General features: G+C 42.3%; 3 protein-coding genes. 1 reads left to right on the forward strand and 2 read right to left on the reverse strand.

What is annotated here, in order from left to right; translation table 11 throughout:
• The first annotated feature begins 224 nt into the window (after positions 1-224).
• Positions 225-1,571 carry an NADP-specific glutamate dehydrogenase gene (gene gdhA, locus ACHBGV_RS10160; RefSeq protein ID WP_172064037.1) on the forward strand — a complete coding sequence of 449 codons (1,347 nt, stop codon included), beginning with the start codon at positions 225-227 and terminating at the stop codon, positions 1,569-1,571.
• 377 nt (positions 1,572-1,948) lie between these two features.
• Here gdhA and tsf read toward each other — a convergent pair whose 3' ends face one another.
• Positions 1,949-2,989 carry a translation elongation factor Ts gene (gene tsf, locus ACHBGV_RS10165; RefSeq protein ID WP_105122652.1) on the reverse strand — a complete coding sequence of 347 codons (1,041 nt, stop codon included), beginning with the start codon at positions 2,987-2,989 and terminating at the stop codon, positions 1,949-1,951.
• 155 nt (positions 2,990-3,144) lie between these two features.
• On the reverse strand, positions 3,145-3,921 hold the full coding sequence (gene rpsB / locus ACHBGV_RS10170; RefSeq protein ID WP_012775356.1) for a 30S ribosomal protein S2: 777 nt from the start codon (positions 3,919-3,921) through the stop codon (positions 3,145-3,147).
• Between the last annotated feature and the right edge of the window lie 257 nt (positions 3,922-4,178).

The following is a 4,178-nucleotide window of genomic DNA, read 5'->3' on the forward strand; positions in this document are numbered from 1 at the left end:
ACAGACAGCTGAACCAGTTGAAACAGCTGTTTTTTGGCTAGGTTGGGGTGGCTAACTTCATTATAGAACTTTCGATTGTTCGGCTTTTATCAGGGAATTTTGAGAATTTTTAAAAATTTTTGCATTTTCTTCTTTACATTTAAAAACCATAGTGCTATAATAATTTTCAGATAAATTAAATTGTCAGACAATTTAATAATAAATAAAGAAATCAGGTGACTCCTATGACAAATGCAAAAGCATACATCCAAGCATCATTTGAAGCTGTGAAAGCTCGCAATCCACACGAAACAGAATTCCTCCAAGCTGTTGAAGAACTCTTCTCTACACTTGAGCCTGTGTTTGAAGCTCACCCAGAGTATATCGAAGAAAACATCTTGGCACGTATCGTTGAACCAGAACGCGTAATTTCTTTCCGTGTTCCTTGGACTGACAAAGACGGCAATGTGCAAGTCAACCGCGGCTACCGCGTTCAATTTAACTCAGCTGTAGGTCCTTACAAGGGCGGTCTTCGCTTCCACCCAACTGTTAACCAATCTATCTTGAAGTTCCTCGGTTTTGAGCAAATCTTCAAGAATGTCTTGACTGGTCTGCCAATCGGTGGCGGTAAAGGTGGATCTGACTTCGATCCGAAAGGCAAAACAGACGCTGAAATCATGCGCTTCTGCCAAAGCTTCATGACTGAATTGCAAAAACACATCGGACCTTCACTTGATGTCCCTGCTGGTGACATCGGTGTCGGCGGTCGCGAAATCGGCTACATGTACGGTCAGTACAAACGCCTTCGCCAATTTGATGCAGGTGTCTTGACTGGTAAACCTCTTGGTTTCGGTGGCTCTCTCATCCGTCCAGAAGCAACTGGTTATGGACTTGTTTACTTCACAGACAACATGCTCAAAGCTAACGGTAAATCATTCAAAGACCAAACAGTTCTTATCTCAGGTTCTGGTAACGTTGCCCAGTTCGCTGTTCAAAAAGCAACTGAACTCGGTGCCAAAGTTATCTCTGTTTCTGATTCAAATGGTTACATCATCGACGAAACAGGTATCGACTTCGACCTCTTGGTAGACATCAAAGAAAAACGCCGCGCTCGTTTGACAGAATATGCTGCAGAAAAAGCAACTGCTAAATACTTCGAAGGTTCTGTATGGAACTACGATGGCAAGGCTGACATTGCCCTTCCATGTGCGACTCAAAACGAAATCAACGGTGATCAAGCTGTTGCCTTGGTGAAAAATGGTGTTTACTGTGTTGCTGAAGGTGCTAACATGCCATCTGACCTTGACGCAATCAAAGTTTACAAAGAAAACGGTGTGCTTTACGGTCTTGCTAAAGCTGCCAACGCTGGTGGTGTAGCCGTATCTGCCCTTGAAATGAGCCAAAACAGCCTCCGCTTGTCATGGACACGCGAAGAAGTTGACGGTCGCCTCAAAGACATCATGGCCAACATCTTCAAGACTGCCAAAGAAACTGCTGAGAAATACGACCTTGGTACAGACTATCTTGCAGGTGCTAACATCGCAGCCTTTGAGCAAATCGCTGATACGATGATTGCCCAAGGTTTGGTATAATCACACACATATTTCATGGTAAAAACACACCACAATTGACGTGCCAATTGTGGTGTTCTTTTCTTCTAAGAGACTTCCAGACATGGAAAACCTCCAAAAATCATATTATAGATTATCAACTTATCTTGACGGGTGAAAAGCTTCTGCGAAGATTATCTGCCTATTGACTTGCAAACAAGCCAATAACTGAATTCAATTATCGACTTGTTGTAGCCAACAGGATTACCATATTTCTTCCAACCTCCCAGTCCCCAGACTGTGATAAATTTCCATTAAGAGCCACATTTCTCTTATCAAGAATGGAGAAGCATGGACCAGAGATGCAAAGGATAAGAAAAGCAGGCTAGTTCAACTAACCTGCTTTGTAATCTTTATTCTTATTTACCAAGAGCTGCTGCCATTGTCGCTGCAACTTCTGCTTCAAAGTCATTTGAAGCTTTCTCGATACCTTCACCCACTTCGAAACGAGCAAATTCTACAACAGAAGCGTTTACTGAGTTCAAGTAAGCTTCAACTGTTTTGCTGTCGTCCATGATGTAAACTTGTGCAAGAAGTGTGTAAGCTTGGTCAACTTGAGTGTTGTCAAGCATGAAGCGGTCCATTTTACCTGGGATGATTTTGTCCCAGATTTTTTCTGGTTTGCCTTCTGCTGCCAATTCTGCTTTGATAGCTTCTTCAGCTGCTGCAATCACTTCGTCAGTCAATTGAGCTTTTGAACCATATTGCAAGAGTGGCAATGCTGGTTTGTCAACCATTGCACGGCTTTCGTTATCTTGTTCGATTTTGTGGTTGATTTGTGCCAACTCATCTTTAACAAATTGCTCATCCAATTCAGTGTAAGAAAGAACAGTTGGTTTCATTGCAGCGATGTGCATTGAGATTTGTTTTGCAAGAGTTTCGTCGCCACCTTCAACAACTGAGATAACACCGATACGTCCACCATTGTGTTGGTATGCACCAAATGCTTGAGCATCTGTTTTTTCAACCAAAGCAAAACGACGGAATGAGATTTTCTCACCGATAGTTGCAGTTGCGTTTACGTATGCTTCTTCAAGCGTTTCACCTGAAGGCATAACCAATTTAAGAGCTGCTTCGTTGTCAGCTGGTTTACCTTCTGCAATTACTTTAGCAGTAGTGTTTACTAATTCAACGAATTGAGCGTTTTTCGCAACGAAGTCTGTTTCAGCGTTAACTTCAACAACTGCTGCTACGTTACCATCAACGTAAACACCAGTCAAACCTTCAGCTGCTACACGGTCAGCTTTCTTAGCTGCCTTAGCCATACCTTTTTCGCGAAGCAATTCGATCGCTTTTTCGATATCACCTTCAGTTTCAACCAATGCTTTTTTCGCGTCCATAACGCCAGCACCTGATTTTTCACGCAATTCTTTAACGAGAGCTGCTGTAATTTCTGCCATGTCTATTCTCCTTGTTTGTATTTATAAAATAGAGGAGCGGGCTCAGCCCTGCCCCTCTAGGATTGTTTTTGTGTTTGATAAATGATGTAAAGTGTACTCGGACTAAAAAGCTAGGATTTAGATAAATCTAACGCTTTTCTTAACGTCTTCGTTACTTATTTTCCTTCTACAACTTCAACCAATTCTTCGATTGATTCTGTAGATGCTGGCTCAGCTGCCAATTCAGCTTCAACTGCTGCTACGCTGTCCTCACCTTGGTTGCCTTCGATGATAGCGTCAGCCATTTTAGCTGTGATCAATTTAACAGCGCGGATAGCGTCATCGTTAGCTGGGATGATAACATCAATATCATCTGGATCTGTGTTTGTGTCAACCATCGCTACAACTGGGATACCCAATTTCTTAGCTTCTTTAACAGCGATTTGCTCTTTGTGTGGGTCAACTACGAACATTACGTCTGGAATGCGTGGCATGTCAGCGATACCGCCCAAGAATTTTTCAAGACGAGCACGTTGTTTGTTCAACAATGCTACTTCTTTCTTAGGAAGCACTTCGAAAGTTCCATCTTCTTCCATACGGTTGATTTCTTTCAAACGAGCGATACGTTTTTGGATTGTACCCCAGTTTGTAAGAGTTCCACCCAACCAACGGTGGTTGATAAAGTATTGACCAGCGCGGATAGCTTCGTCTTTAACAGCTTCAGCAGCTTGTTTTTTAGTACCTACGAACAAGATAACTGCGTCGTTTGCTGCAGCATCACGGATGAATTCGTAAGCTTGGTCAGCCAATTTTACAGTTTGTTGCAAGTCGATAACGTGGATACCGTTACGCTCTGTGAAGATGTACTTAGCCATCTTAGGATTCCAGCGACGAGTTTGGTGACCGAAGTGTACACCAGCCTCAAGAAGTTGTTTCATTGAAATTACTGCCATGAGTATTTCTCCTTTTTGTTTTTTCTCCTCTCCCGAACTTCGACTTGCAGCCCAACCTTTCGGCAACAAGACCACAATTGGTCCGAGATGAGTATTTGTTGCACAGCAACTCTATTAGTATATCAGAAAAACGGCCTGTTTTCAAGCAAAATAATAGATAATTTCACCAAAATCTGAACGCGCTAAATTCTCAAAGTAAGTTCTAGTCTGTCTTAAAAACTGGAAATTAGACTGAGACAAGGAAATAAGGTAGAACT

Origin of the sequence: Streptococcus sp. A34, from assembly GCF_043674115.1 — a bacterium.
GTDB classification, from domain to species: domain Bacteria; phylum Bacillota; class Bacilli; order Lactobacillales; family Streptococcaceae; genus Streptococcus; species Streptococcus suis_V.